Origin of the sequence: Mesorhizobium sp. LSJC269B00 (assembly GCF_000502815.1) — a bacterium.
Lineage (GTDB): Bacteria > Pseudomonadota > Alphaproteobacteria > Rhizobiales > Rhizobiaceae > Mesorhizobium.
The window spans coordinates 154,284-177,506 of the sequence record NZ_AYVN01000005.1 but is presented as its reverse complement, the minus strand read 5'-3'; the positions used below and the strand labels follow the sequence as shown (position 1 = coordinate 177,506).

The window sequence follows — 23,223 nt, the reverse complement described above, 5'->3', positions numbered from 1 at the left end:
CGACATCGGCCGGAAGCTGACCTGCAGCGAAAGCTCCGCCCGAAGGCGGCGCTTTAATCCGGAACGGGCTGTGGTAATGCCTACTGCGCGCCGCGCGCGACGCGCTCGATTTCTTCGCGTACCAGGCGCTCGACCAGCGTCGGAAGGTTGTTGTCCAGCCAGTCCTGCAACATCGGCCGCAGCATCTCCTCGGCCATCTCGTCGAAGGTCTTCTTGCTGCGGCTGGCAAAGGCGTCGGAGAGCTCGCCGAAGGCCGCAGCGACCTGCCGTCCCGTATGTTCCGAAACGATCGCCGGCCGAACCGGAGTTGTATCGGCCGGGCGCGCGTGCTCGCTGCGCGAAGGATGAGGCTCGAAAGCCGGCTCGGCAGCGAGATCGTCTTCGAAAGCCTTGACCTCCGCGATTGCTGCCTGCCGATTTTCAGTCTCTGGCTGCCTGGTCTCCGGCTGCCTGATCTCGGGCTGCCGTACTGTCTCAGCCGGTTTTGTCTGATTGCCAACGGCCGCGATTTCGCGGCGCCAATCGGTGACTATCGAGTCGGTGGTTTCCGCCTTTGCCCGCACTGCAGCTTCTGCCCTGACGGCGGGAGCTGGCTCACTGGCTATCCTGGCGCTTACTTCCGCCAATGTCATCGGAGCATGCGCGGGTGGCGCGGCGGTCGTGGCATTTGCCGCAATGGCAGGCTTCACTGGCGACGGCTCGGAGCGCGGCTCCAGCCGCGCAACCACCGGCTCGGCCGGTTGGGCCTGCACCTCGGCCAGCGTCACCGGCTTCTTGCTTTCGGTCGAGCTGTGCAATTCGCTGCGGAAGGCCTCGACATCCGAAACAGGCCCGGCGGCCGGCACAAGGTCCTGGCGCAACTCATCGGCGTCGCCCGGCAGCTTGCGGCCGGTGTCGCTGTCTTCGATGATCCTCCTGATGGAAGCCAGTATTTCTTCCATGGAAGGTTCGCGCTGTGCGCTGCTTGCCGTCGCCATCGTCACACCCGCCGCCCCCGCGCATGATCCCGAAAATCGATCTTCGATTTTCGAAGAGGATCAGGCGCAAAATCAAAGTTCTACAGCCTCCTTTGCGCATCCATCGGACGCGTGGCGCTGTAGTGACCCGTTCCTGGATTCCTGTCCGGCAAAGCCGGATACGAATCATGGCGACAGCGTAGCCGACGGATCGCCATCCGAGAATCCCCAATCTCGGAAGACGCCGGATTTCAACAATTTAGGCTACAAAAGACAAACGCCGCGCATCCTTGGGAAGCGCGGCGCTACGATACTTTCAATCTTGGCGGGATTTGAACCGCTCAGTCGCGATCAACGACCGTCCGGCGTACGCAGCCCGATCCATTTGTCCTTGACGGCTCTGTAGTGCTCTTCAGGCTTGTACTTCACCACATTCAACGCCAGGCGATCGGCCGACAGGCGGCCCATGGCCGACAGGATGGCGTAGCTCGCTACAACCACATCGCGCTCGGAGCTGGCGAGGTCGATCTTTGCCGAGATGACGGCGTTCTGGGCATTCAACACGTCGAGCGTGGTGCGCTGTCCGACATTGCGCTCCTCGATGACGCCGTTGAGCGCCAACTGTGCGGCCGCGATCACCTGCCGATTAGCGTCGACGCTTTCACGCGCTGCGATGTATTGCGTCCATGCCGAGGTCACGGCCTGGCGAACCGAGTCACGGCTGACATCCACCTCGATGCGAGCCTGGCTGAGCGATTCCTTCGACTGACGAACGAGTGCGGAGGTACGGCCGCCCGAATAGATCGGAACGGTCAGCGTCGCGCCGACGGTGGCGGCATTGGAATCGCCGTCCGAATCCCCCGCGCCAGGTACGGTATTTTGATAGACATGGGAAAGGCCGGCACTGGCAGTCAACTGCGGCAGCAACGCACCCTCCTGCGTCTTTACATCAAATCCGGCTGCATCGACGGAATGTAGGGCGGCCAGGATGGCCGGATGCTCGTGCGATGCAATGCCGATCGCCGCCTCGAGACTCCTCGGCAACAGCTTCGCCAACGGCGACGCGGCCTTGAGCTTGCCCGGCTCGTCACCGACGATCTGATGATAGGTTGCCGCACTGGCCAGAGCCTGCGCACGGGCAGCACTCAATTGCGCCACCGCGGCCGAACGCGACGCGTCGGCCTGCGCCACATCGGTGCGCGTGCCCTCGCCAACCTCGAAGCGCGAGCGTGCCGCGCGCGCCTGCTCGGTCAGGAACTGCAGATTCTGTTCGGTCAGCACCGCCACCTGGCGGTCGCGAATCACGTCCATATAGGCGCTCGCCGCGTTGAACAGCGTGTTCTCTTCGGTGTTGCGCAGGCCCTCGACCGAGGCCCTCACCTGTGCAGCGGCCGACGCGACCCTGTTCTTGGTCTGGAAGCCGTCGAACAGCGTCTGATCAATCCGAACGCCGAAGCTGCCGGTGGTCAATGCCAGGCTCGCGTTCCTGCCGTTCAGGTGCCTGGAGGTGTAATCGATATCAGCCGAACCAGTGATCACCGGGCGATAGCCCGACTTGGCGATCGCCACGCCCTCATCGGTGACGCGCACGCCGGCACGGGCCGAATTCAGCGAGGAATTGTTTTGGTAGGCCTTGGAAAGCGCGCCGAGAATGGTTTCCGCCGAGGCGGCTATCGGCGAAAGCGCTGTCGCGGAAATGAGGACAGTAACAAACAAACTCTTGGCTAAGGACGGCACTTTATATCCCTCATTCGTTTTGCACGGGAACCACGCCACGCCAGCCCATCCCTAGGGATCGGCCAGCGCCGCGTCGATGTATCGTTCCCCCGCTGACAGCCTCCCGAAACCCCGGTTAACCAATCAGCAACGATTGTTCAATCGCAAGCCAACATGACAGAGTCTTTGCTGCAAGGCAAAATCACTTAGAACTCGAAGGCATGAATGCGTTCAAACCCGGGTAGTGGCTTAATTGCCGCATTAAATGCCCGTCTTCCGGTTACAACCCCCCCTGCATTGAAAAAGAGCCGGGCTACGCCCGCATTGCCCTGCCCTTCCACAGCCACCAGCCGGCCGCCTTCGGCAAGCTGGTCAAGCAGCGCCGCAGGCACTTTCTCGACGCTGCCGCCGATGAGAATCACATTGTAGGGCGCCTTGGCGGCATGACCTTGCGGCAGTGGGCCGGTGACCACGGTGACGTTATCGCAGCCCTGCGCCGAAAGCGCCGCTTTGGCTGCTTCCGCCAGTGTGGTATCGCTTTCCAGCGCCACGACGGATTTGGCCAGCCTGGACAGCAGCGCCGCGGAATAACCGGTGCCGCAGCCGACATCGAGCACCGAATCGCCGGCGTCGATCTCGGCCAACTGCAAAAGCTTGGCCAGTGGCGACGGCTCCATGAGGTAGCGCGCACCGCTGCCATCGGCGCCGTCGGAGATGCGGATATCCTCGTCGATATAGGCGAGAGCCTGTTGGCCGGCCCCGACAAAGGCCTCGCGCGGCACGGCAAGCATGGCATCGAGCAATGCTGCGTCGGTCACATCGGTGGTGCGGACCTGGCCGTCGACCATCTTGACGCGAAGTTCGGAGAAATCAGCGCTCATGTCCCAACCAATCCGTCAAAAGCCAATGCGCTGAAATGCGCTTGTCGCGCCGACACTGCGGCGCATTCGACCGGAACTCAAGCCCCCGGCATGCGGGAGCTGAAGCGACTGGAGGCCTCGCCCGGAATCGAACCGGGGTGCAAGGATTTGCAGTCCTCTGCGTAACCACTCCGCCACGAGGCCTCATCGCTCCCGGCGAGCGAACTCAATATGGTGGCAGCGGAAGGTCGTCAAGCGTCCGCGCGGCATTCCGGCGCGCTTTCCTCATCAGTCTCCGCAACGTGGTTCCCGAGCGGTTTCAGCGCTTGGCGCACCGGCATATTGGCCGCTCGTCAAGCGTGCTGCGCGACCGGCGAAAATCGAACCCGCAGCTTTACGCAGCGGGAGCAAACCGGCTTCCACCGTAAACGCGCGGCTGACACCAGGGCTGCCGTTCTCAAGGAGATATTCGAGGGGAAGGTCTGCGAGGGGCTGGAAGCGAAGCGTCCGCTGAACCGGGACCGCGCGCCATCGCTTTCAATTTGGCCGGCGACGCCGTTCCCACCAGACGACGAACCGGCGCCGCAGGCGGCGCACCGCGGCAAATTCGTAGGAAAGCACCAAAAGGCCGAGCGGAATCATCCAGAAGCCGAGAATCGGCAGGAAACCGAGAAGGCCGAAAAACACCAGCACGATACCGATGGCGATCCTCAGCCCGCGCGAGCGCGGCATGGTGAACTCGCGCCCGAACACCGAGATTTTCCGCGCCGGTGCCTGGTTTTCGTCTGCTGCAGTCATGTCGAAAGTCGATCCGGTTGCCTTCGATAAAGCCATATGCGCTAAAGGCTGCAATCGCCTTTCAGGTTCCGCCGACCAAGGTCCGACGGCGCCCAAGACGGCTCATATGTGGTGTCATCCGGCGATTGCCAGAAACCATTGGGTGAAAATGCGCTAAAAAATGCGAAATGCTTCTTTGCAAAGCCGAAAAGGGTTTGCTATAGGCTGCGCCACTCACATGAGAGCCTCTATTCCCCGGTAGCTCAGTGGTAGAGCAACCGGCTGTTAACCGGTTGGTCGCTGGTTCGAATCCGGCCCGGGGAGCCACCGCCTTTTCTAAGCCGTGGTGCGATCTTGTACACTACAGCGCCATTGTCCGCGCACTTCGGTCCGCTTAGCTTCTGCCAGAACGGCTGGTAACAGCTACGAAGCCGATCGAGGCAGTTTGGTGGGCATCGCGCCCCTGCCCTCGCCCGAAGGCAGCCTGATAACGCCCGGTATCATCTATGAAAATACCAAATCGGGAGGACGTTGGTGCAAACCAAGAAGATCATCAATGACGGCAATCGGGCCGTCGACGAGATGCTGGAAGGCATCCTGGCTGCGCATCCCCGCCATCTCAAAGCCGTTGACGGAAGCCCGCGCTCGATCATCGCCCGCGATGGACCGCGCCAAGGCAAGGTAGGCCTCGTCATTGGTGGCGGCTCGGGCCACGAGCCGAGTTTTCTCGGCTTCGTCGGCAAGGGGCTGGCCGACGCGGCGGCGATCGGCAATGTCTTCGCCTCTCCGCCGCCCGACCCGATCCTCGAATGCGCCAAGGCGGCGAGCGGCGGCGCCGGTGTGCTGTTCATGTACGGCAACTATGCCGGCGACGTCATGAATTTCGACATGGCGGCCGAGATGGCCGCGATGGACGACATCGAGGTGCGCACGGTGCTGAGCACCGACGACGTCGCTTCCGCGCCCGTTGGCGACAGGCACAAGCGGCGCGGTGTCGCAGGGAACTTCTTCATCTTCAAGGCGGCAGGCGCCGCTTGCGACCGCATGTTGTCTTTCGATGAATGCCAACGCATTGCCGGGAAAGCCAACGACCACACCTTTACCATGGGCGTCGCATTGGCGCCCTGTTCGTTGCCGCAAACCCGCCGGCCGAATTTCGAAATCGGACCCGACGAGATGGAGATCGGCATGGGCATCCATGGCGAACCCGGCATCGCACGCGGAAAACTCAAAACGGCCGACGAGATCACTGACGAAATGCTGGACAGGATTCTCGCCGAGATGGCGCCGGCACGCGGCGAGAAGGTCGCCGTGCTGGTCAATTCGCTGGGTTCGACGCCGCTGATGGAACTCTACATCATGAACCGGCGCGTGAAGCAGAGGCTTGACGATATCGGTGTATCCATTCACGCAAGCTGGGTCGGCAATTACTGCACCTCGCTCGAAATGGCCGGCGCTTCGATTACGCTGCACCACCTCGACGACGAGTTGCAAACGATGCTCGACCACCCTTGCGACTGCGCCATGTTCCGCGCCGGGTAAACTTGGTGAACGGCAAGGAACAAGAGATGACGACAATCGACACCACCCGCCTTGCCGCGATGTTCGCGGCCATCGCCGACGCCATGTCAGCCGACCGGGATCGGTTGTGCGCGCTTGACGGGGTGATCGGCGATGCCGACCACGGCATTGCCATGGAGCTTGGATTTTCCGCGGCACGCGATGCGGTGGCCGCATTGGATACCGGCACCACCGATCCGACCATCTTGCTGAACACGGCGGCGAAGTCGTTCCTCAATGCCGTCGGCGCCTCCTCGGGCCCGCTCTATGCCACGGCATTCATGCGCGGCGCGGCCGCCGTCAAGGGCAAGGCGACGCTCGACGACGCCGACGCGGTCGCTATGTTCCAAGCGATGGCCAGAGGCATTCAGGATCGCGGCAAGGCCGAGCCTGGCGAAAAGACGATGATCGATGCGTGGGCGCCGGCCGCGAGGGCTGCGGGCGAGGCACTGGCCGCCGGCAAGGGGCTGGCCGGCAGCCTCGCGGCTGCAGCCGAGGCGGCAAAGGCCGGCGCGGAGGCGACCAAGGCGATGATCGCCACCAAGGGCCGGGCCTCCCGCCTCGGCGAACGCTCGCTTGGCCATATGGATCCAGGCGCGGCGTCCGCCGTAACCGTCATCGAGGCGATGCGGATCGCCTTGACCGGCTAGGTCGGGAGCGAATCCTCAGCGCTTCGCGTCGAGCCTGTCGACAGCCTGCACATTGGCGGCAGAGGGACCGTTCGGATCGAACTCCGAGGCCAGCCAGGCGTCGGCGATCGATTTGGCCAGTTCGGGGCCGATGACGCGCGCACCCATGGTGATGATCTGGGCATTGTTGGATTTCGCAGCGCGTTCCGCCGAATAGGTGTCGTGGGTTAGCGCGGCACGGATTCCGGGCACCTTGTTGGCCGAGATGCTGACGCCGATGCCGGTGCCGCAAAACAGGATGGCGCGGTCGTAATTGCCGTCGACAATTTCGTGGCCGACCGCAGCGGCAATATCGGCGTAGAATCCGGCCTGGCTGAGATCGACGACCTGCAGTTCTGGCTTGGTGGCGAGATGCTTGGCGATGACATCGAGCAGCGGCTTGCCGGCGCTGTCGGCTCCGAGTGCGATCTTCATGGCAATTAACTCCTTCGTTTTCGTGGTCAGCGCGCGATGGCGGCCGACGCCTTTTTGAGAATGTCGATATAGCCTTCCGCTTGCCATGCCGAGCGGCCGATGAACAGCCCATCGATATGCGGCTGGCCGATCAGTTCGGCCGCGTTGCCGGGATTGACGCTGCCGCCGTAGAGCACAAGCGGGGCGGTCGGCAACCGGGTTGCTGCGATCTGCTTGATCAGCGCCTGCTGCTTGTCGGCATAGTCGGCGCTGGCCGGGATGCCGTTTTCGCCGATCGCCCACACCGGTTCATAGGCAAACAGAATTTCCGCCGACAACTCATTGTTTGTGAGACCCTGCAGCGCGCCCAGAACCTGCGCGGTCAGGATTTCATCAGCGCGGCCGCCCTCGCGCTCGGCCAGCGTCTCGCCGACACAGATCAGCGGCACAAAGCCGTGCCTGACCGCCGCCGCCGTTTTCAGTCCTACGGTCCTGTCCGTCTCGCCAAAATGCTCGCGGCGTTCGCTATGGCCGAGTTCGATCAGGTCGAGCCCGCAATCCCTCAGCATCACCGGCGAAATCTCGCCCGTCCAGGCACCGGCGTCGGCCCAATGCATGTTCTGGGCGCCAACCTTGACGCGGGTGTTGGCGAGCGCCGCCTTGACCTGCCGCACCGCGGTGAAGGGCGGAATGACGAAAGGCTGTATCGCCGGATCGAAGCCGGGCACGAAGGCAGCCAATGCCTCGGCGAACTGCAGCGCCTCCGCCAGCGTCTTGTTCATTTTCCAGCTCGTGCCGACCCAATATGGGGCCATTCTTCTCTCCTTCGATCCGAAATTCGGATGTTTCCGGCCAGCGCGCCGGCCTACGGGCCGGCGCTTTCCCTCAAGCGCGAGGCTTGAGACTTTCGCGGCCGCTGTCGATGTAAGGCGCCCAGAAATCCACCGACTCACGGATCATTGCAATAACCTGATGATCGACCGGTTCCCTCTCCCGGAAGGAAAGTTCAAGGCAGATTTCATTGTCGGTTCCGCCACCCGCCCGCACGGCGTCGAGCAGCTTCTGCGGGATGATGCGGCCATCCTTGTTGTAGGCGGCGGTGAACGGCCAGTGCCCGCCCTTGTTCATCGACGATTGCTTGATGTGGATGATCGGCGATTGCAACGGGAACGCTTTCGCCCAGGCATAGGGATCAGTGTCGTCAGGATTGGGCGAGGTCACGTCGCCATGGTCGATGTCGACCATCATCTGCATCGGGATCGGCAGCTTGGCCGCATCGATGGCGCCCTGCAATTCGACGCAGCTTTCGATCGTGTGGCCAAACTCGCGGCCGACCGACATCGGTTCCCAGAAAAGGTAGGTCAGGCCCGCCGCCTTGGCGTGCTCGGCCACTTCGCGCCAGCATTCGAGCGCGATGTTGAGAAGTGCTGCGCGCCGGGTTGGATCGTCAAAATCCTTGTAGGTGAATATGGCGAACTGCGTGCCCATGCCCGACGCGCCGAGTTCGGCGGAGATGTCGGCGAAGGTCTTGAACCAATCGACATAATAGCGGCGCACATCCGCGTCCGGATGGCCGAAATGATTGAGCCGGCCATAGGGACCGGTCATACCCGAAGTGATCCGCACGCCGGTCCGCGCCAGGGCGCTGTTGAACAGGCGAACGAACTTGGCGATCGTTGCCGCCGGCCAGCCCGGATTGACGAATTCATGCGTCAGTTGCACGTCGCGGATGCCGATGCCATAGGCAATGGCGTCGATCAGATCGTCGGGATCGGCGAAGCGATTGACCAGCGGGTTGGTGTTCAGCGAAAGCGTGAAGGCCATCAGTTCACCGCCGCCATTGTCTTTGTGCACCAGTCTTCGAATGTTTTCCGCTCGGCCGCATTGATATGCAGCCCGTGTTTGGTCCGGCGTTCGAGAACGTCGGCGGCGGTCATCGCCCATTCGGTCTCGAACAGGAAGACAGCTTCGAGCTCATAGAAATCCGGGCCGAAACGACGGCCGAGATCGGCTTCGCCTTTTACGCCTTTCAGCAAGGCGCGCGTGCGCGTGCCGTAGCTGCGGGCATAGTGCTTCACCAGCGACGGGCTAAGCCACGAAAACTCGGCGTGCAGATCGCCCAGGAACTGCTCGAAATCCGCGTTGGGCAGGTCGCCTCCCGGCAGGGGAATTTTGGCTGTCCAGGCCTTCTTCATGGTCGGAAAGAAGGGCTGGATCTTTTCCAGCGCATGTTCGGACAGTTTGCGGAAGGTGGTGATCTTGCCGCCGAACACAGAAAGCAGCGGCGCGCCACCGTTCGGGGCGTCGAGTTCGAAGATGTAGTCGCGCGTCACCGCGCTCGGGTTGTCGGCATTGTCGTCATAGAGCGGACGCACGCCCGAGAAACTGTAGACCACGTCTTGCGCGGTCAGCTGCCGCTTGAAGTAGCGATTGACCACCTTGATCAGATAATTGATCTCGCTTGCCTCGGCGGCCACTTCTTCGGGCCGACCTTCATAAGGAATGTCGGTGGTGCCGATCAGCGCTAGATCGTTCTCATACGGGTTGACGAAGATCACCCGCTTGTCGTTGTTCTGGATGAGATAGGCCTGCCGTCCCTCCCAGAATTTCGGCACAACGATATGGCTTCCTTTCACCAAGCGAACGTTGCGGGTGGAATTCTGTCCAGCGACGCGGCTGACGATGTCATTCACCCATGGCCCGGCCGCGTTGACCAACCCGCGTGCGCGGGCCCTCGTCACAGCACCCGTGCGGCCATCCTGCATGTCGATCGACCACAGGCCGCCTTCGCGCCTGGCAGCAATACAGGCCGTGCGCGTGAAGACTTTTGCGCCACGCTGACTGGCGTCGAGCGCATTGAGCAACACCAGCCTGGCGTCATCGACCCAGCAGTCGGAATATTCGAAGCCGCGCTTGAATTCGTCCTTGATCGGCTCCCCTTCCGGCGCGGTCCTCAGGTTCAGCGTCCTCGTTCCCGGCAACCGCTTGCGGCCGCCAAGATGGTCGTAGAGAAACAGCCCGAGCCGAACCAGCCATGCCGGCCTGTCTTCGGGGCTGTGCGGCAGCACGAAGCGCATCGGCCAGATGATGTGCGGCGCCGCCTCAAGCAGCACCTCGCGCTCGATCAGCGCCTCGCGCACCAGCCGGAACTCGTAGTACTCGAGATAGCGCAGGCCCCCATGCACCAGCTTGCCGGAACGCGAGCTGGTGCCTTGCGCCAGATCGTCCTTCTCGCACAGGATGACCGACAGCCCGCGACCCGCGGCATCGCGCGCTATACCGGCGCCGTTGACGCCACCGCCGATCACGAAGAGATCGACAATATCCGTTGTATCGCTCAAGACTTAGCTCCTGTGCGGTGCGCCATCGATTTCCACACCGGATGCAGCGCCTGACGCGCCGCGACAAAGGACGGAAACAGCGCATCGTAGGTTTGCGAAAGCGCCTCGTCATAGGCGTCGCATTCGCCCAGCAGCGGCGTCACCCACTCGGCGCAGCAAACATCCATCGAGCGATAGACGCCAAGCCCGACCGCGGCCATCATCGCCGCACCCGCGGCGCCGGCTTCCTGGCGGCTGCTGGTCCTGACTTGCGCGCGGGTCGCCGCAGCGATGATACGGCGCAGCGACGGGCTGCGCGCGGCGCCGCCAGACAGGCGGATTTCGCCGGGCATGCTGCCCATTGCCTGGTAGCAATCGCGGGCCGCGAAGGCCAATCCTTCGAGAACTGCGCGCGCCAGATCGCCAAAACCGTGCTTGACGGAAAGCCCGATGAAGCCCGCGCGTGCGTCGGAGTCAACGAACGGTCCGCGTTCGCCGGCGAGCGAGATATAGGGCTGATAGACCAGCGATCCCGGCTCCGATCCTTCGACCCAGACATCGAGCGCTTTCAGCAATTCGTCGCCCGAAGGTTTTGCGCCGCTGGCGGTCAGCACGTCGCGCGCCAGGCCGAGCAGCCAGTCGATGTTGAGCGTCGCCGCCATATTGGATTGCAGTTGCGCATAGGCGCCGGGAACCGGCATGGCGATCGTGTAGCCGGACGCGTTGTCGTTGAGGATGACATCGTCGGCTGTGCGCGCCAGGCGCGTGTGGATGCCGGTCGAGCCGATGACCGTGCAGCCAACATTGCCGCTTGGATCATAGAGGCCGGCGCCGAGCGCGGTGCTGACCATGTCGACGTAGCCCAGCACCACCGGCGTGCCCGCAAGCAGGCCGGTCTCGCCTGCTGCCGACGCAGAAAGCGGATGATGGTCGGTCGTGCCTTCGAGCATGGGGGGCAGCAGGCGGCGGTGCGACGTCAGACGCAGAATGTCGAGCACCTCGTCGGAATAGCTGCGCGCGCGGAAATCGCCGAAGGTGAATGTTCCCTCCGAAGGATCGGTGGCGCGCTCGCCGGTCATCTTGAAATAGAGCCAGTCCTTGCAGTGAAAGGCAGTGGCGGCGCGCTCCAGGATTTCCGGGCTGTTTTTCTTCAGCCAGCTGAGCTGAGCGCCCTGCTGGCAGGCGTTGAGCCCGGTGCCGGTGATCTCGAACCGCGTGCGATCCCGGGGATCGCCGCGCATCTCGTCCACCAGATGTCCGGCGCGCGCATCGAGCCAGAGCCACGCGCGCCCGACCGGCATGCCGTCGCCATCGATCAGCCAGGTGCCGTCGCCCTGCCCGGTGACCGCGACGGCCGCGGTTCGCCGCGCGAGGTCTGGAATTTTCGTCGCCAGATCGAGAACGGTCAGCACCATGTCGCGCCAGGTCTGATTAAGGTCCTGTTCGGCGCCGCCGCCTTCCAGCGTGACGAAGCTGTTGGTCACCGATGCCATGGCGAGCTGCCGCCCCGATAGATCGAAAGCGACCGATTTGATCACGGACGTTCCCGCGTCGATCCCGATCAGCAGGTCTTTCATGCCGCAAGTTCCGGATGGTTATGAAGGCAAGTCACAAGGAGCAGTCTTTGTTGTCTCGAAGCCATGGAAGAGCCAGGGAGTGTCCGCGAAGGACACCCCCTGAGCAGGTTTTTATTCCGACAGCACGAAGGGTGCGGTGTACTTGTCCACATTGTCCTTGGTGATGAGCAGGCAATCGAACAGTTGCTTCTCGCTGGTGGCGCCGGTAGCGCCCGTCTTGATGAACGAGTCGGCCTGCTGCACGGCCTTGGCCGAGAAGATGGCCACCGGCTGAAGCACGGTGTACTGCAGTTCGCCGGACTTGATGGCCGCAACCGCATCCGGGGAGCCGTCAAAGCCGCCGACCTTGATGCCGGCGAGCTTGCCGGCTTCCTTCAGCGCCGCAACCGCGCCAAGCGCCATTTCGTCGTTGCCGCTGATCACCGCGATGATGTCGGGATTGGCCTGCAGCATGCTCTGCATCTTGTCGTGTCCCTGGGTACGATCCCAGTTGGCGACCTGCGAAGCGGCCTTTTCGAGATCCGGATACTGGCTCAGCACAGTCGCATAGCCGTTCGAGCGCGTGGCGGCGTTGTTGTCCGAGGGGGCGCCGAGCAGTTCGACATACTTGCCCTTTTCACCGACCGCCTGCACCCACTGCTGGGCGCCGAGAGCCGCACCCTGGGCGTTGTTGGAGACGAGCTGTCCCTTGGCAAGACCTTCCTGGTTGATCTCGGCATTGACGAGGAAAACCGGGATGTTGGCGGCAATCGCCTTCTTCACCGCGCCGACCGAACCATCGGCATTGGCCGGGTCGAGGATGATCGCCACCGACTTGTTGGTGATGGCGGTGTCGATCAGATTGCTTTCGGTATTGGTGTCGCCCTTGTGGGCGGCGACGTTGGCTGTATAGCCAAGCTTTTCGGCTTCGGCCTTGGCGACGTTGCCTTCGGTCAGCCAGTAGGGGTTGGCCGGATCGTTGACGATGATCGAGATCAGGCCCGCGGCCGATGCGGCTGCGCTAAACCCGACCACCATCGCGGCGGCAAGCAAACTTCTAAGCACGATTTTCATGTACATTCCTCCAATGATTTTACGCGGTCTTGCTGCCAGTCAGCTGGCAGTCTTCCCTTGGGCAGGATTGGCCGGTTCGGCCTTCCCCCGTTTCTGAGAAGTCGGTTGGCCGCCCGTCGAAGCTGGAAGCTTGCTACGGCGGCGATACTGAACGGCATTGAGGAGCACGGCGAGCACGATGACGGCGCCGGTGAACACTGTCTGCCAGTAGGATGAGATGCCGATGATCACCAGACCATCGGATAGGAAGCCGATGACGAAGGCTCCGAGCAAGGTGCCGCGAATGTTGCCGCGCCCGCCGGTGAGTGCGGCGCCGCCGATGACCACGGCGGCGATGGCCGTCAGTTCGTAGGTGGTGCCGGCGGTCGGCCCGGCCGAGGTCAGCTGCGAGGACAGGATCAGGCCGGCAATGGCGGCGCAGATGCCCGACAGCACATAGACCGAAATCTGCACGGTCTTGACCGGAACGCCGGAGAGTTCGGCGGCGCGCTCATTGCCGCCCGAGGCGTAGAGCCAGCGTCCAAAGGCGGTGCGGTTCAGGACGATGCTGCCGATCAGCGCGATAACCGCCAGCACCACCACGCCGGTCGGCACGCCGAACAGGCGGTTGAAGCCGAGAGCATCGAAACCGGTGTTGCCCAACTCCGGCTTGCCGCCGAGATTGTTGTAGGTCAGGCCGCTGGTCATCAGCAGTGCCAGGCCGCGCGCCATGTACATGACGCCGAGCGTGGCGACGAAGGCCGGAACCTTGAACCGCGCGATCAGCACGCCGTTGATAAGCCCGACGGCCGCACCCAGCATGCAGGCCAGCACCGCGACCACCCAGACCGGCGGGTAGAGAACGACGCCCAGCCAGGTCAGCGTCACGCCCTGCATCAGAAACCCAGCGACGACGCCGGCAAGCCCGAGCGTCGACCCCACCGACAGGTCGATGCCGCCATTGAGAATGACCAGCAGCATGCCGACGGCGAGAATCCCGAAGATGGCGACATGCGAGGCCATGGTCAGGAAATTCGCCACCGAGAGGTAATAGGGCGACAGGATCGAGAAGACGACAATGATGACGATCAGGGCAAAGAAGGCCCGGCCTTCGAGCAGCAGCTTGGCCACGTCGAAGCCCTCGCCGCCCGCATTGGGGCTGGACTGTTTGCTGGCCTGGCTGACATCGCTCATGGGTCGGGGCTCCGAAATTCTATGGTCAGGCGACCACGGCTTCGCCGGAGGCGGCCATGATCTGCTCTTTGGTGGCGTTGGCGCCGAATTCGGCTGAAATCTTGCCGCGCCGCATCACGACGATGCGATGGGCGATGCTGAGGCACTCATTGACCTCCGAAGTCGAGAAGACGACCGCCAAGCCTTGCGCGGCGCGCTCGCTGAGCAAGCGAAAGACTTCGGCCTTGGCGCCGACATCGATGCCGCGGCTCGGCTCGTCGAGAAGGATGACCTTGGGATCTGTCGTCAGCATCTTGCCGATGACGACCTTCTGCTGGTTGCCGCCCGACAGCGATCCGATCATGGCGTTGCCGCCCGCGGTCTTGATGGTCACCCTGCGGATCGAATCGTCGATCAGTGCGCGTTCCCTCGGCCGGGAGAGGAACAGGCCTTTCGCGAACGCCTCGATGCTGGCAAGCGACAGATTGCGGCCGACGGTCATGGTCTGAACCAGGCCATCGCGCTGGCGATCCTCGGGGACCAGAACCAGACCTCGGGCGATGCGCTGGGCAATGGTCAGCCCCGAAACGTCCTCACCCTCCAGCAGCGCCCGCCCGCCCGCCATGGGCACACGGCCGGCGACGGCCTCCAGCAATTCCGTGCGGCCCGCGCCCATCAGCCCATAGATGCAGACGATCTCGCCCGCTTTGACATCCAGCGACAGATGATCGACGACGTAGCCTGAACCCGAAGCGTCGGTGACGCTGACATCCTCGATCGAAAGCGCCACCGCGCCGAACTCGTGGCCGGTCGGCGGCGAGCCGAGATCGAAATTCTCGCCCACCATGTTGCGGACGATCCATTCGAGGTCGATGTCCTTGGCCTCGGCCGTTGCCGTGATCGCCCCGTCACGCAGCACGACGGCGTAGTCGGTGATCTGCAGCGCCTCTTCGAGGTGATGCGAGATGTAGACGATGGAGACACCGCGGCTGGTCAGATCGCGGATCACCTTGAACAGCACCTCCACCTCGGTCGCACTGAGTGCGGAGGTCGGCTCGTCCATGATCAGGATGCGGGAATCGACCGACAGCGCGCGTGCGATCTCGACGATCTGTTGCTGCCCCAGGCGCAGGTCCTCGACCAGGGTCATCGGATCGATGTCTTCTTCGAGGTCGGCCATCAGCGCCCGCGCCTGGCGCGCCTCCTCGGCGAAGTCGAGGCCGGTTCTGGTGCGCAGTTCGCGGCCCATGAAGATGTTGTCGCGAACGCTCAGATTCGGCGCCAGGCTGAGCTCCTGGTGGATGATCGAAATGCCGCGATCGCGCGCGTCCGAAGACGAGGCAAAGCTGACGAGATTGCCGTCGAGCACGATGTCGCCGGATGTCGGCGTCACCACGCCGGACAGGATCTTCATCAGCGTCGATTTGCCGGCGCCATTCTCTCCGAACAGGGTGGTGACCTTGCCGCGATGGATGTCGAAGTTGACGCCCTTGAGCGCGTGGACGCCGCCATACGACATGACGACATTGCGCGCCGAAAGCACGGCATCGCCATTCGCGGGTTCTGTGCCGGCAGCCATTGTCATTTGATGTCCAGCCTCACCGGTGTGACCAGCCAGCCCTTCGGATTGACCAGCTTGAAGACGCCGACCACCGCTATTGTCTTGCCGGTCAAGGCACTGGTATCGACTTTCGCCAGCACCTCCTTCTTCATCTCGTTGTTCAGCGCCGAGCCGGCGTCCTGATACTCGATCTGGTTGGTGAACTGACCAAAGGTGATCTTGCCGGTGGCGTCGCGAAGCTCGGTTCCGTTGATCGCCGGCCCAGTCTGCACGCGGACCGTCAACGTGTCTGGCAAACCGTCGACGGCGACCTTGTAGATGCCCGATTTTCCCTCGCCGACGACGCCGGTGAACTTGACCGAGATGACCGGTCCGACTCCCGCCGGCACGCCATATTCCTTTTCGGCCGTCGCCCTGTCCTTGGCGATCGCCGTTGCCACCGTTGCGGCGTCGGCGGCACGCGCTTCGACATCGGCTTGCACCTTGGGGAATTCAGATTTGCCGTAGTCGGCCGCCGAAAACACGGCGTTGCGAACATCGCCGGCAGAGCCGATCTTGATCACCTTGGTATCGAGCGCCATGGCGCCGAGCAGAACCACAACCGCAGCGCCGGCAAGCACCCGGCGCAGGCCGGGCGAAGCTTGCCGGGCGGTGGCCTTCGCGCTCATGATGCAACCACCAGCGGTGCGGATTGTCCGTTGTCACGCATTCGAAGTTCCTCCGTTCACGCAGCGCTTCGCGGTCCCGGCTGCATCGTCGAGCTCGACCAGCGCGCGGGCCGTGCATTCGTCGGTGATCAGGCCGCTGAGATAACGGCTTTCGAGTACTGCCTTGATGGCGCGCACCTTCACCTTGCCGCCGGCGACGGCAACGATCCTGCGGCCCTTCAACTGATCGCGCGGAAGCGCCAGTATTCTTTCCGACAGCGCCGTTTCGACCGGACGCCCCTTGTCGTCGAAGAAATGCGCCAGCAATTCACCAACGCCGCCGTCACGCTTGACCTCGTCGATTTCGGAAGGCTCGATCATGCCGGTGGCGACCAGCGACGCCTCCCGCTCGGCCGTGCCTATTCCGACGAACATCAGGTCGGACCGGCTGGCGAGAGCGAACACATCGCTGATGCCGCGCTGGCCAAGCAGCACTTCGCGGTCCTCGGCGGTATTGGCGACAAAAGGCACCGGCATGACGAAAGCCTGCGCGCCGGTCCGCTCTGCCAGGCGATGCATGACGTCGTGCGGGTTGGCGGCGAATTTGCGCGTCACGCCGCCAAGCAGCGAGACGAAACGGATGTGAGCAGCAGTTGCGCGCGTCAGATATTCGACGCTGGCGGCAAGCGTGCGGCCATGGCCGACGCCGATCAGCATGTCTTCGCCGCGATCGATTTCGCGCTTCAGGAACTGGGCGCCGGCAATGCCCAGCCCCTTGAGCGGCAGTTCGTCCTGATCGAGATCGGGAACCACCTCGCAATAGTGGAGCCCATAGGCGGCGATCAGGCGCTGTTCCAGGTCGACGCATTCGGCGACGTCGCCGTCGATGAAGACCCTGACCAGACCTTCCTGGTTGGCCTTGGTGATCAGCCTATGCGCCTTGAGGCTGGTCAGGCCAAGCCGCTTGGCCACCTGGGCCTGGGTCAGACCACCGGCATAGTGCAGCCAGGCCGCGCGCGTGGCGAGGCTGGATTCATGGTCGCGGTTTGCGCTTCCGCCGGAATTCAAGCCATCCCCTCCCCAGGGTGATAATATTATCTTTGTGTGCAAAAATTTTCATACCTTTGCACCGCTGTCAATCCCTCCGCAGATGGTTGCCTCAGCCGACGTTCGGCAGCCAACGCGAGCCTATTAGAAGGTAAGCATACAATTGACCATACGGTAGTGTTAATTTAACGTCAATTTGTGTTACCGGATCCAGTGACGGCATGAGCCCGTAGGCGCCGGCAAATCCCAATCCGGGTGCAAAATGGGAAGGTTGATGCACAGGGCGCAACAAGGGCAAATCGATCGGATTGCCTCAGGAAAAGCTAGGCGTCGGCGATCAAGCGATCAGTCCAGCCGCATCAGGTTCCTGCCTTCGAGCTCGACAACAGCGGCTTCGACCTCCCGCGTGAGGCGCTCGGTGCTCCACCCCAACGCCCGCCCCGCGATCGCGGCAATCTCCTGCAGGTCGCGGCTCGTCAGCGAGCCGCCTATCGCCAACGTGCTGCGGCGCATAACGACATCGGCCAGATGTTCGACGAACTCGTTGCGCGCGATGTAGTCGATTTCCGCCTTGCCGTAGCCGCCGGAGTCCGGCAGGCAACCCTCATCATCCAACCCGTGCCTGGCGATCTCAACGGCTCTGGTCCCGTAGCGCGACAGCAATTGATCAAGGCGCCCTTCCCCGGCGCCCGTTGCCTGCTGTGCCTCAGCCAGCCAGTCCGCGCGCGCGGCGGCATTGGCCGGAAAATCCCGCCCACCGCCGATCGGCATCGACTGAGTCGACATCTTGCGGCTGCGCTGCAAGCGCTTGAGTACGGTATCAGTGACTTCCTCGGCAAAGCCGCGGAACGTCGTCCATTTGCCGCCGACCAGCGAAATGACTGCAAAGGGCCTGTTGCCGTCCGGCTCGGCAACGGGCGCCGAATGATCGCGGCTGATCAGTCCGGGCGTCGCTGCTTCAGACGTCGGCAGCGGCCGGATGCCGCTATAGGCGTAGACGATCTGGTCGCGCTCGAACGCCATGCCCGGCAGCAGCGTTCGCACGCTGTCGAGCAGATAGTCGACTTCTTCGGGTTCGCAGCGGACCGCGTCCGGATTGTCGGCCTTGATGTCGGTCGAGCCGACCAGCGCCAGGCCGAGATAGTCGTAGACCAGGCAGATGCGGCCGTCATCGGCCTCGAAATAGAGCATGCGCCCGGCGAGGCTTTTGACCAGTTCGTCATGCCTTAAAAGGATATGCGAGCCCTTGGTGCCGCCGATCATCTTCGATGGAGCACCAAGCAGCGCGTTGACGTCGTCGATCCACGGACCGGCGGCGTTCACCACCAGCTTCGGCCGCACCGAAAAGGCCGCGCCGTTTTCCGGCTGGAAGGTGAGCACGCCATTGGCTGAAGCCGCCAGTGTCGTGTAGTTGGCACCGGCAGACGCCGCGTGAGCCTGCAAGCCGTCGAGGATCAGTTCCAGCACCAGCCTTTCCGGGTGACTTATCTTGGCGTCGTAGTAGGTGCCGGTGGCGACGATCGCCGGATTGAGCGCCGGCATCTCAACAAGCGCCTGCCGCCGCCCGACCATGCGGTGGCGCGGCATGACCTGGTTTCGTGAACCGTAGAAATCGTAGATCATCAAGCCGATCTTGATCAGTATGGCGCCGCGGCTGCGCGGCGCGCTGGTCGAGCCGAACAGCGTTCGCAACGCCGCGAGCATGCCCTTGCTCCACGAGAAGATCGGGATGACGGTCGGCAGCGGGCTGACATAGTGCGGCGCGTTTTGAAGAAGCAGATTGCGTTCGAGCGTCGACTGCGCCACCAGCCCGAACTCGCCGGTCTCGAGATATTTCAAGCCGCCGTGGATGAGCCTCGACGGCGCGGCACTGGTGCCCGAGCCGAAATCCGCCTTTTCGACGATCAGGCAGCTGACACCTTGCGCGCACAGATCGCGAAACAGCCCAGCCCCGTTGATGCCGGCGCCAAGAATGACGACGTCGACTTCGCCGGTCCCGGCCATCGCGGCGAGACGCCCTGCGGGATTGTCCGCCCCGGCTCCATCTGCTGGGTTCATGGCGCCTTCGTCTTGACGATGCGCAACTTCACCCCCGCCCGTTCGAGGCTCTGCGCCTGCGCATCGCCCAGGCCCTCGGTCACCAGCACGGCGTCGAAACTGGTCAGATCGTCGAAGACATGCAGCGCGATCCGGTCGAATTTTGCGTGGTCGACCAAAAGGATGCGCTTCACGGAGGCGGTCATCATCGCCTGCTTGACCCGCACGACATTCGGATCCTGGATGAAAGCAGTGGTTCCGGTGACGGCCGAAGCCGAACAGATCAGCACATTGGCGCGCAACTGCGCCACGGCGTTCTCGCAGACAATGCCGATATAGGCATTGTAAGTGGGATGATACTGGCCGCCGAGGCAGATGAAATCGATATCGTCCACATTGATCAATTGGCCCGCCGTCGAAACGCTGTTGGAAATGACGGTCAGCGGCTTGACGTCGAGCAGCAGCGTCGCGACCGCGTTTGCCGTCGATGAATCGTCCAGCATCACCACCTGGCCGGCCTCGATATAATCCAGTGCCGCCCGCGCCAGTGCATCCTTCTCGGCTCGATTGACGGTCACCCGGTAGCGGAAAGCGCTCTCGTAGAGGCCGGAAGGCTGGACCGTCACCGCACCGTGCAGCTTGCGCAGCACGCCCTGCTGCGCCAGCCGGTCGATATGCCGGTGGATGGTCATGCGCGACACGCCGAAATGCTCGACCAGATCATCGATGCGCACCTGGCCGAGCTTGATCACATAATCGGCGATCTCTTCGCGTCGTTCGTCGGCCTTGATCATGCGTTTACCCCCGCCAGCCTTTCGATATCAGGCCAATGCGACTTCAGCTGCTCGGCTATGCGGCAGTAGAGCGAAAACCGCTCATTGAACACAGCACTGGAGGCGGGCACGGGTTGATACGTCCGCTCCGTCATCCCGACCTGCCTGGCGCCCTGTTGCGGCGTCGCGAAGATCCCGACCGCGGCACCTGCGCAAAGCGCGGCACCGAGGGCCGCGGTCTCATCCGTCGAGGTGACGGTGACCGGGGCGTTCAGCACGTCGGCAAACATCTGCACGAAGGCAGGATTACGCGAGCCGCCGCCGGTCAGGCGGATCTCGCTGATAGCAAAGCCTTCGCGCAAAGCCTCGACATGGGTGCGGTGATTGAAGGCGATGCCTTCCAGAACCGCCTTCAGCATGTCGCCGCGATTGTGCCAGCCATGCAGGCCGACAAAGCTGCCGCTGGCCAAATCGCCATAGGGAGAGCCGAACAGATAGGGATGAAACAGGATGGTCGAAGGCTTCTTCAACGCCGCGTCGATCTCTCCCGCCAGCAATTCGTGGAGGGAGCCGCCATCCGTCCTGTCCTGCTCCGCGCGGCAAAACGTGTCGAGAAACCAGTCGTAGTTCGCGGTCGAGGCCGGCGAGATCGACATGTTGTTCCAACGGCCCGCGTCGATGGCGTTGCGGCAGAACCAACGCCGGTCGACGCGCGGTTGCGAAGAGACGACTTCATTGATGGAATAGGTGCCGGCGACGATGGCGAGCACGCCGTCTTCATGGCCGCCCATGCCAAGCGCCGATGCGGCCACGTCGTGCAGGCCGCAGGCGACCGGTGTTCCCTTGCGAAGGCCGGTCCTTTCGGCGGCATCGGCTGTGACTTGACCGGCGATGTCAGCGGAATGCGCCACCGGCGGCAGCGCGTTGAACAGATCCTCCAACCCGAAGATGCGCAGCGCTTCAGGCGCATAGGCTTGCGTGCGAAAATCCGTGAATGAAGTGCTGGCCTCCGTGCGGTCGGTCCCGATCGTGCCGGTCAGGCAAAAGCGCAGCCAGTCCTTGCAGGCCAGCACATGGCCGATGCGGCCATAGCGATCAGGATCGTTCTGCTTGAGCCACGCCAGCAGCGCCGACGGCGCCGAAACATGCGGCGTCTGGCCCGTCGTCGCCAGCGCATCGGTGAAAACGGTACCGGCGGACCACCTGTCGACAATGTCGCCGGCGCGGCTGTCGAGCGACAGGATGCCTGGTCCCAAAGGCTGACGATCATGATCGAGCAGATAGAGACCATCGCCATGCGCGGTCGCCGCCACCGCCTTGATGTCTTCCGCCGGCCTGCCGGAGAGCGCGATCGCCTCCTTGATGGCGTCGGCTGTTGCTTGCCACAGGCCTGACATGTCGCGCTCCACCCAGCGCGCGTGGGGCATCGATTGCGGCACCCGGCGACGCGCCACGGACAATTGCGTGCCGTCGGCATCGAAGATGACCGCCTTGGTGACCGTGAGGCCGTTATCGATTCCGAGCAGGCTGGGCATGATCACCGCCTCTTTCAGCATTGGCGATTGCTACAGGGCGATCCTGCAGTCTGATGCAAGGGCGAAACACATGGCGACAACCCCGATAGAGCAAGGCGGATAAATGGCAAAAGTACCTTGCCCGGACAAAACACCCATATCTTTATGTGAATTTAACGTCAACATGCGCGACAAAAACCGCTACGGCGCCGTTAGAGGGCATGAATGGATCTCGCCGTTGCCAGGCGACGCGTAATCAGCTGCTAAGGCCGTCACGGATGGCGCTGAAATAGCGGTCGGTTCCAACCTGCCCGCCCTTGAGTGCCACCTCCAGCCCATCGATCGCCTTGACGCGCGAGTGAGCGACGCAAAGCGGCGAGCCCGGCGACGCCGGCAACGGCATCCGCACGGTCAGCGCATCGACACCCATCTGGCCGAGCGCGTGGCTCGACGTATCGCCGCCGGCAACGACCACGCGCTGCAACTTCTGCTCGATGGTCAGCGCGCGAAGCAGTTCGCCGAGGCCCCGCCCGAGCTTGTGGCGGGCGCCTTCCTGGCGGTCGATTTCGCCCCCCCTATCGGCCGCGGGTCCAAGGGCCGTGTAGAGAACGACGCTGCGCCCGGCTTCCAGACTGGCGCGACCGGCTGCCGTCGCGCGTGCGATCGCATCTCCGGAAGCTTCGGAGATCAGTTCGACGGGATCGACCTCGATGCCATCGAAGCCGTCGGTCAAAGCGTGCCGGATCTGTCGTTCGGTCGTCGGCGAACAACTGCCCGAGACGACCGCGATCCGGTCGGCGGCACCTGGCGGCGAAAATCCTGGCTCAGCTCTGACTGTCCCGTTCGACACCCATTCGGCCAGCAGCGCATATTCGATCCCGGACGAGCCGACGACGAACGAACCGCCCGGCTTGCGGGCGCGCCATATCCCCTTGCCGGCAAGCGCCTGCGTCTCGAGGCTGTCGACATCGACAAGTACGATGTCGGTGCCCTCGGCGAGCAAGCGGTCGAAGGCTTCCGAGCGCGACACCGACTGCAACGTCGCGAGATCGACCAGCCCCGATGTGAGCTCCGTCTGCCGCGACAGATGGATCAGCAGGTCGGATTCATCCATCGGCGTCGTCGGGTGGCGGCTCATCACCGGATGGCGGTCGATGCGGAAATACTTTTCACGATAGGCCGCGAACAAATGACCGAAGGCGGTGTAACGCTTGAGCTGCGGCGCCCCAACCAGCAGCGGCACGCTGTCCTGAGCGAAAACCGAGCGGCCGATCTCGATGGCGCGACCGATGCTGCCGATCGTCGGACTGGAATCGAAGGTCGAGCAGACCTTGTAGTGACAGATCGCGGCATTCAGCGTCTTCAGCCAAGCGAAGGCATCGCTCAGATGCGTGTCCATCCATTGTGGCGTCTCGCTGCGGCTGGTGCCGGCCAATCCAATGGCGCGGCAGTGGCTGAACTGCGCAAGCATGGCCGCGTCCGGCTGGCGCATGAACAGCACGGTCGGCACGCCGCCGAGTTCGAGCGCTTCCATGACGTCGGTCGAGCCGGTGAGGTCGTCGCCATAATAGCTGAGAAGCAGGTCTTGCAT

The 23,223-nt window shown here is 63.1% G+C and carries 20 protein-coding genes and 2 tRNA genes; 3 read left to right on the top strand and 19 right to left on the bottom strand.

All coding sequences use genetic code 11. The annotated features are described in order from the left end of the window. Positions 1-80: 80 nt before the first annotated feature. The 5 genes from X771_RS150915 to X771_RS0134010 all read right to left on the bottom strand — a co-directional run bounded on the left by X771_RS150915 (position 81) and on the right by X771_RS0134010 (position 4,330). Entirely contained in the window at positions 81-977 is an 897-nt protein-coding gene (locus tag X771_RS150915; RefSeq protein WP_023688208.1) for a PopZ family protein, read from the bottom strand. Between the two features lie 330 nt (positions 978-1,307). Next, positions 1,308-2,693, bottom strand: coding sequence for a TolC family outer membrane protein (locus tag X771_RS150920; protein WP_023688207.1), 1,386 nt, complete (start codon positions 2,691-2,693; stop codon positions 1,308-1,310). Positions 2,694-2,878: 185 nt separating this feature from the next. After that, positions 2,879-3,553, bottom strand: a complete 675-nt coding sequence (locus X771_RS150925; RefSeq protein ID WP_023667707.1) for a protein-L-isoaspartate O-methyltransferase — start codon at positions 3,551-3,553, stop codon at positions 2,879-2,881. A gap of 109 nt (positions 3,554-3,662) precedes the next feature. Beyond that, positions 3,663-3,736 (bottom strand) — tRNA-Cys (locus X771_RS150930). A gap of 333 nt (positions 3,737-4,069) precedes the next feature. Next, positions 4,070-4,330, bottom strand: coding sequence for a PGPGW domain-containing protein (locus tag X771_RS0134010; protein ID WP_027050334.1), 261 nt, complete (start codon positions 4,328-4,330; stop codon positions 4,070-4,072). A gap of 231 nt (positions 4,331-4,561) precedes the next feature. Here X771_RS0134010 and X771_RS150935 point away from each other — a divergent pair. From X771_RS150935 to dhaL, 3 genes are all read left to right on the top strand, one after another. Continuing rightward, positions 4,562-4,636: transfer RNA gene (locus X771_RS150935), tRNA-Asn, on the top strand. Between the two features lie 207 nt (positions 4,637-4,843). Further along, positions 4,844-5,851, top strand: a complete 1,008-nt coding sequence (locus X771_RS150940) for a dihydroxyacetone kinase subunit DhaK (RefSeq protein WP_023688205.1) — start codon at positions 4,844-4,846, stop codon at positions 5,849-5,851. Positions 5,852-5,877: 26 nt separating this feature from the next. After that, positions 5,878-6,519: a dihydroxyacetone kinase subunit DhaL gene (gene dhaL / locus X771_RS150945; RefSeq protein WP_023688204.1), complete on the top strand. Its 642-nt coding sequence runs from the start codon at positions 5,878-5,880 to the stop codon at positions 6,517-6,519. Positions 6,520-6,534: 15 nt separating this feature from the next. Here the strand turns inward: dhaL and X771_RS150950 are convergent, their stop codons facing one another. The 14 genes from X771_RS150950 to X771_RS151015 form a co-directional block, all read right to left on the bottom strand. Next, positions 6,535-6,972, bottom strand: a complete 438-nt coding sequence (locus X771_RS150950; RefSeq protein ID WP_023688203.1) for an RpiB/LacA/LacB family sugar-phosphate isomerase — start codon at positions 6,970-6,972, stop codon at positions 6,535-6,537. A gap of 26 nt (positions 6,973-6,998) precedes the next feature. Further along, positions 6,999-7,766 (bottom strand): triose-phosphate isomerase, encoded by a 768-nt coding sequence (locus X771_RS150955; protein WP_023688202.1) that lies wholly within the window; start codon positions 7,764-7,766, stop codon positions 6,999-7,001. A gap of 70 nt (positions 7,767-7,836) precedes the next feature. After that, positions 7,837-8,775, bottom strand: coding sequence for a TIM barrel protein (locus tag X771_RS150960; protein ID WP_023688201.1), 939 nt, complete (start codon positions 8,773-8,775; stop codon positions 7,837-7,839). Beyond that, positions 8,775-10,292: a glycerol-3-phosphate dehydrogenase gene (locus tag X771_RS150965; RefSeq protein ID WP_023688200.1), complete on the bottom strand. Its 1,518-nt coding sequence runs from the start codon at positions 10,290-10,292 to the stop codon at positions 8,775-8,777. The genes X771_RS150960 and X771_RS150965 overlap by 1 nt, the downstream gene beginning before the upstream one ends. Then, positions 10,289-11,848 (bottom strand): FGGY-family carbohydrate kinase, encoded by a 1,560-nt coding sequence (locus tag X771_RS150970; protein WP_023688199.1) that lies wholly within the window; start codon positions 11,846-11,848, stop codon positions 10,289-10,291. The genes X771_RS150965 and X771_RS150970 overlap by 4 nt, the downstream gene beginning before the upstream one ends. 111 nt (positions 11,849-11,959) lie before the next feature. Beyond that, positions 11,960-12,907, bottom strand: a complete 948-nt coding sequence (locus X771_RS150975; protein WP_023672597.1) for a D-ribose ABC transporter substrate-binding protein — start codon at positions 12,905-12,907, stop codon at positions 11,960-11,962. 33 nt (positions 12,908-12,940) lie between these two features. Then, positions 12,941-14,074, bottom strand: a complete 1,134-nt coding sequence (locus tag X771_RS150980) for an ABC transporter permease (protein ID WP_023688198.1) — start codon at positions 14,072-14,074, stop codon at positions 12,941-12,943. A 25-nt stretch (positions 14,075-14,099) separates the two neighbouring features. Continuing rightward, the gene (locus X771_RS150985) at positions 14,100-15,638 is read right to left on the bottom strand and encodes a sugar ABC transporter ATP-binding protein (RefSeq protein WP_023688197.1); all 1,539 of its coding nucleotides are present in this window, start codon (positions 15,636-15,638) and stop codon (positions 14,100-14,102) included. Further along, entirely contained in the window at positions 15,635-16,195 is a 561-nt protein-coding gene (locus X771_RS150990) for a DUF2291 domain-containing protein (RefSeq protein ID WP_245262652.1), read from the bottom strand. Before X771_RS150990 ends, X771_RS150985 begins: the two co-directional genes overlap by 4 nt. A gap of 120 nt (positions 16,196-16,315) precedes the next feature. Beyond that, a complete protein-coding gene (locus tag X771_RS150995; protein ID WP_023672601.1) occupies positions 16,316-17,329 on the bottom strand; it encodes a sugar-binding transcriptional regulator in 1,014 nt (337 codons plus the stop codon). Between the two features lie 324 nt (positions 17,330-17,653). Next, positions 17,654-19,312 (bottom strand): glycerol-3-phosphate dehydrogenase/oxidase, encoded by a 1,659-nt coding sequence (locus tag X771_RS151000; protein WP_245262645.1) that lies wholly within the window; start codon positions 19,310-19,312, stop codon positions 17,654-17,656. Between the two features lie 50 nt (positions 19,313-19,362). Next, positions 19,363-20,139, bottom strand: coding sequence for a DeoR/GlpR family DNA-binding transcription regulator (locus X771_RS151005; RefSeq protein WP_023672603.1), 777 nt, complete (start codon positions 20,137-20,139; stop codon positions 19,363-19,365). Beyond that, entirely contained in the window at positions 20,136-21,653 is a 1,518-nt protein-coding gene (locus X771_RS151010) for an FGGY-family carbohydrate kinase (protein ID WP_023688194.1), read from the bottom strand. Before X771_RS151010 ends, X771_RS151005 begins: the two co-directional genes overlap by 4 nt. 235 nt (positions 21,654-21,888) lie before the next feature. Beyond that, complete coding sequence (locus X771_RS151015) at positions 21,889-23,223, bottom strand: four-carbon acid sugar kinase family protein (RefSeq protein ID WP_023688193.1); 1,335 nt, start codon at positions 23,221-23,223, stop codon at positions 21,889-21,891.